At 34.4% G+C, this 4,340-nt stretch carries 2 protein-coding genes; one reads left to right on the forward strand and one right to left on the reverse strand.

Translation table 11 applies throughout. From position 1 onward, the window contains the following. Nucleotides 1-351 precede the first annotated feature (351 nt). Nucleotides 352-756 carry a hypothetical protein gene (locus HN894_08790; protein ID MBT7143421.1) on the reverse strand — a complete coding sequence of 135 codons (405 nt, stop codon included), beginning with the start codon at nucleotides 754-756 and terminating at the stop codon, nucleotides 352-354. Between the two features lie 428 nt (nucleotides 757-1,184). Between HN894_08790 and HN894_08795 the strand changes: the two genes are divergently transcribed. Further along, a partial coding sequence (locus tag HN894_08795; GenBank protein MBT7143422.1) for a PKD domain-containing protein occupies nucleotides 1,185-4,340 on the forward strand: 3,156 nt, incomplete at its 3' end.

A 4,340-nucleotide genomic window follows, 5' to 3' on the forward strand; every position in this document is an offset into this window, starting at 1 on the left:
AAGGACGATTTGCCAGCAAAATGGTTTACTACATTATATTACAGAAATTGCATATTTGTTGTAAGACTTTTTTTAGTTGATGTATTACTTCTATAACACATATTATAAATTCTATCCATGTTATGTACAATGCAGCTTCTCTGTCCATTATTTACTTCCTTCAGGACCGAGGCAAAAAATAATGGACAGAGAAGCGGTTTCATAAAGATACAAAGAAACCGAATGATGAAGTGAATAAAATGAAGCCCGAAGAAAAAAAAATGGTTTATACTTTCTTAGATGCATTCATTACTAAAACAAGATTGCAAACTTTATTATAAAACAAAAGCCCGATTGCTCGGGCTTCTTATTTTATTTTGGAGTTGTAAAAAGAAATATGTACAATGGGATTCCAAACGATACAATAAGATAAAGTATCGTATAAACCATTCCTTTCTTTCTTTTACTCTTGTTTTCCATTTTAAATTCTTCAATGATTTTAGCATGCTCCTTTTTGCGAGCTAGTATAAAATAGTTCATAATACCAGCTCCTACTAAAATTAAGCCTATCCAGATTTTTACATTAGAGCCAATCTCAGGCAAATTGATAATTTCATTTTTATGTATTGCCAGCAAAATAAGAGGGATACTCACAATATTAACATACAATAAGAAGGTTATTGTAATGACAGCATTTATACGGGCATTCTCTGGCTCATCTTTCTTTTTTAACCAAATGCAATATAATTTGTAATATAAGTATCTATAAGTTTTCATACTGCATCACCTAATATCTTGGTACAACAGGTGGAGCAACCCCGCTTGCGAGGATTTGCAATCCGTGCATCAATCATAGTAATAAAATATGCTTTATCAGCTTCATGTGTTTTATATTTATCAGACATTTAGCAAAGATAAAAATTATTCTTAACAATTAAGCTTAATTTAATGCTGTTGGGCACGGATTGCAAATCTGTGCGAGCTGGTTTGCAAAACCGCTCAAGCGAGCTATTATTTACTCTCTGCGAAATGCAAATACTATTTCCCAACTTTTGCAATTGTAAATCATTTATCAATATTCCGAAAAACAAATATAGCCCAAGTCTTTGCTTTAATAGCAAAAAAATGTAATTTTGAGAAAAATTGATATTTAATGGTTTATGAATTTTAATAAAATTAATACTGATATATAATAAATCTAAATTATGAAAAATAAACTTTCTACCCTTTTATTTTTAATGCTTTTTATAAATATTGGAGCAAAATCTCAGGACTTTAGCTTATCAACTACTTTTAATGTTCCCGATCTGGGAGATAATACTGTACCAACAACCGTCGATATTGACGGTGATGGTCTGATAGATCTAATTATTGGTGAAGATGGAGGCAAACTATTTCACTACGAACAAGATTCGCTTGGTTCTGAAACTTTTCAACTTCATTCGAATAATTTTAACGGAATTGATATTGGCAGTTATGCTACTCCTACATTTGTTGATATTGATGGCGATGGTTTGTTAGATTTAATAATTGGCGAACAATCAGGAAATTTGAACCACTATGAGCAAGACTCACCAAATTCTCTTAGTTTTAGTGAAATTACGAGCAGTTTTAACTCAATAGATATTGGAAACATGGCAGTTCCGTTTTTTATTGATATTGATAATAATGCTTTGTTAGACCTACTCGTCGGTGAATATAATGGTAAGATTTATCATTACCAACAATCTGCAATAAACTCACTAATATTTAATCTAATAACATCAGAATTCAATGGAATTGATGTTGGTGGGAGATGTGCCCCAACTGTTTGCGATTTCAACAATAATGGATTATTAGATTTATTGGCTCCAGAAAACAATCCTAACGTAAATTATTATGAGCAAATTACTAACGATTCAACTGGATTTAATTTAATTACTGACGATTTTAGAGACCTTAGTTATTCGAGAGCCAAAATGATTTTTGATGATATTAATGCTGATGGAATTGTCGATTTTATTATTGGAGAAGAAGACGGCGGATCGTATTTATATCTTCAGGAATTTCCTGTTGAGGCAAACTTTTCAGTTTCAGATACAGTTGGAATAATTGGCGACACTCTTTATTTTATTGACTTATCTCCCGGAACACAAACAGCCTGGGAATGGGATTTTGGCGATGGACAAACTTCAACTCTCCAAAATCCGACCCACATTTATCAGAGTGATGATGTTTTCTCAATTCAATTTATAATTTTTAGAGGAGCACAATCCGATACTTTAGTTGTGGAAAACTACATTACTATAGATAAACCTCCCTTGACAATTACAAGCACTTATGAAGATATTAGCTGCCCCGATGCCAACGATGGGAGTATAGATCTTACTACTTTCGATGGCATAATTCCTTACACATACATTTGGTCTAATGGCGAAACTACTGAAGATATTTCGAACCTCGATTACGGTAATTATACAATCACAGTGAGAGACAATCAACTTCAAACAGTAATACAGAATTTTATTATTTCTGAGCCACAGGTAGTAGCCAATGTAACAAATCTTTCATGTTTTGAAACTTCAGATGGGGCAATAAATCTATCCCCCTCGGGTGGCAGTACACCATATACTTATCTTTGGGAAAATGGGGAAAATACTAATGCTGTTAATAATTTGGTAGCTGGAAACTATAAAGTAACAGTAACAGATGACAGCTTGTGCGTATTAGACCAAAGTATTTCAGGGAATCCATCCTTGCCGTGGCAATATATGTTCACAGATGGCAACCACACTATTTTGATACAGAACACAGTAAATATTTCTCTGAACGGAACAACAATTTCTGTGGGCGACTACATTGGTGTTTTTTACGATTCGCTCGGAACAATTACTTGCGGAGGATATAAAATTTGGACAGGCCAGAACATAGTTGTACCGGCGATAGGTACCGAAGATAGCATAAAAAACGGTTTTGAAAACAACGAAGCCTTTCAATGGAAAGTCTGGAGAGCATCAGATGGTCAAATATTTAATTGTACTGCAACTTACGATGCTACGAGTTTCCCAAATACAAATACTTATTTTGATAATGGAATTAGTTCTCTCGAAAGTTTGACCGGTACTGCTTTTGGACCATTATTGTCGGGAATAAATGTTTTTCAAGCCGACGATTCTTTATACATAAATTCCTCAAGTGTAAGCAACACATTCTGTTATAATGCAAACAATGGCACAATAGATATTTCTGTTTCAGGTGGTTGGGGGCAGAATACTTTCCTATGGAACAATAGCGAAACTACTGAAGACATAATCGATTTATTTGCCGGCGAATATTTTGTTACAATTAATGACTTCTACGGCTGTACAACTGTGGGGAATTTCTCCATTTACCAACCGAACGAATTATTGATAGATAATTTCTCACTCACCAACATTTTGTGTTTCGATGAAAATACAGGTGCTATTGATATAGAAATTATCGGAGGTTCAACTCCTTATTTATTTTTGTGGAGTAGTGGCGAAACTACCGAAGATTTAAGCAATTTGTTTGCAGGGGATTATACTGTAACAATCACCGACATTCAAGGATGCCAACTTACTGAAACATATACCCTTATTCAACCAAATGCTCCTTTAAATACACAAATTGACGGAAACTTTTTCGTCTGTTTTGGAACAAGTGATGGAACGGCTACTTCAATAAATTCTGCGGGAGGAACACCGCCCTATTCTTACATTTGGAGCACCGGGGAAACTACTGATGCAATTTCAGGGCTTATTGCCGGAGATTATTATTTAACAATTACTGATAATCATGCTTGTATAGATTTTGACAATATTACAATTTCAGAACCTAACTCTCAGTTTTCTGTAAGTTTGACCGGTACAAATGTCGATTGTTATTCAAATTCTACCGGCTCAGTTTCATCGACAGTTTCCGGAGGTTGGCAAAATGCGAGCTATGCATATCAATGGTCGAATGGCGAAACAAGTGCAAATATTTCAAATCTTCCGGCAGGAAATTATTCTGTAACAGCAATTTCCACAACTGCGGCAACTTGCTCGGCTACTGAAAATATTACAATTAGCGAACCTAATTTATTACTTATCGATAATTTCTCACTCACCAGCATTTTGTGTTTCGACGAAAATACAGGTGCTATTGATATAGAAATAATTGGCGGTTCAACTCCATATTCATATTTATGGAGTAGTAGCGAAACTTCAGAAGATTTAAGCAATTTGTTTGCAGGGGATTATACTGTAACAATCACCGACAATCAAGCATGCCAACTTACTGAAACATATACCCTTATTCAACCAAATGCTCCTTTAAATACACAAATTGACGGAAACTTTTTCGTCTGTTTTGGAACTAAT

The organism is Bacteroidota bacterium (assembly GCA_018692315.1).
In the GTDB taxonomy this organism is placed as follows: Bacteria; Bacteroidota; Bacteroidia; order Bacteroidales; family JABHKC01; genus JABHKC01.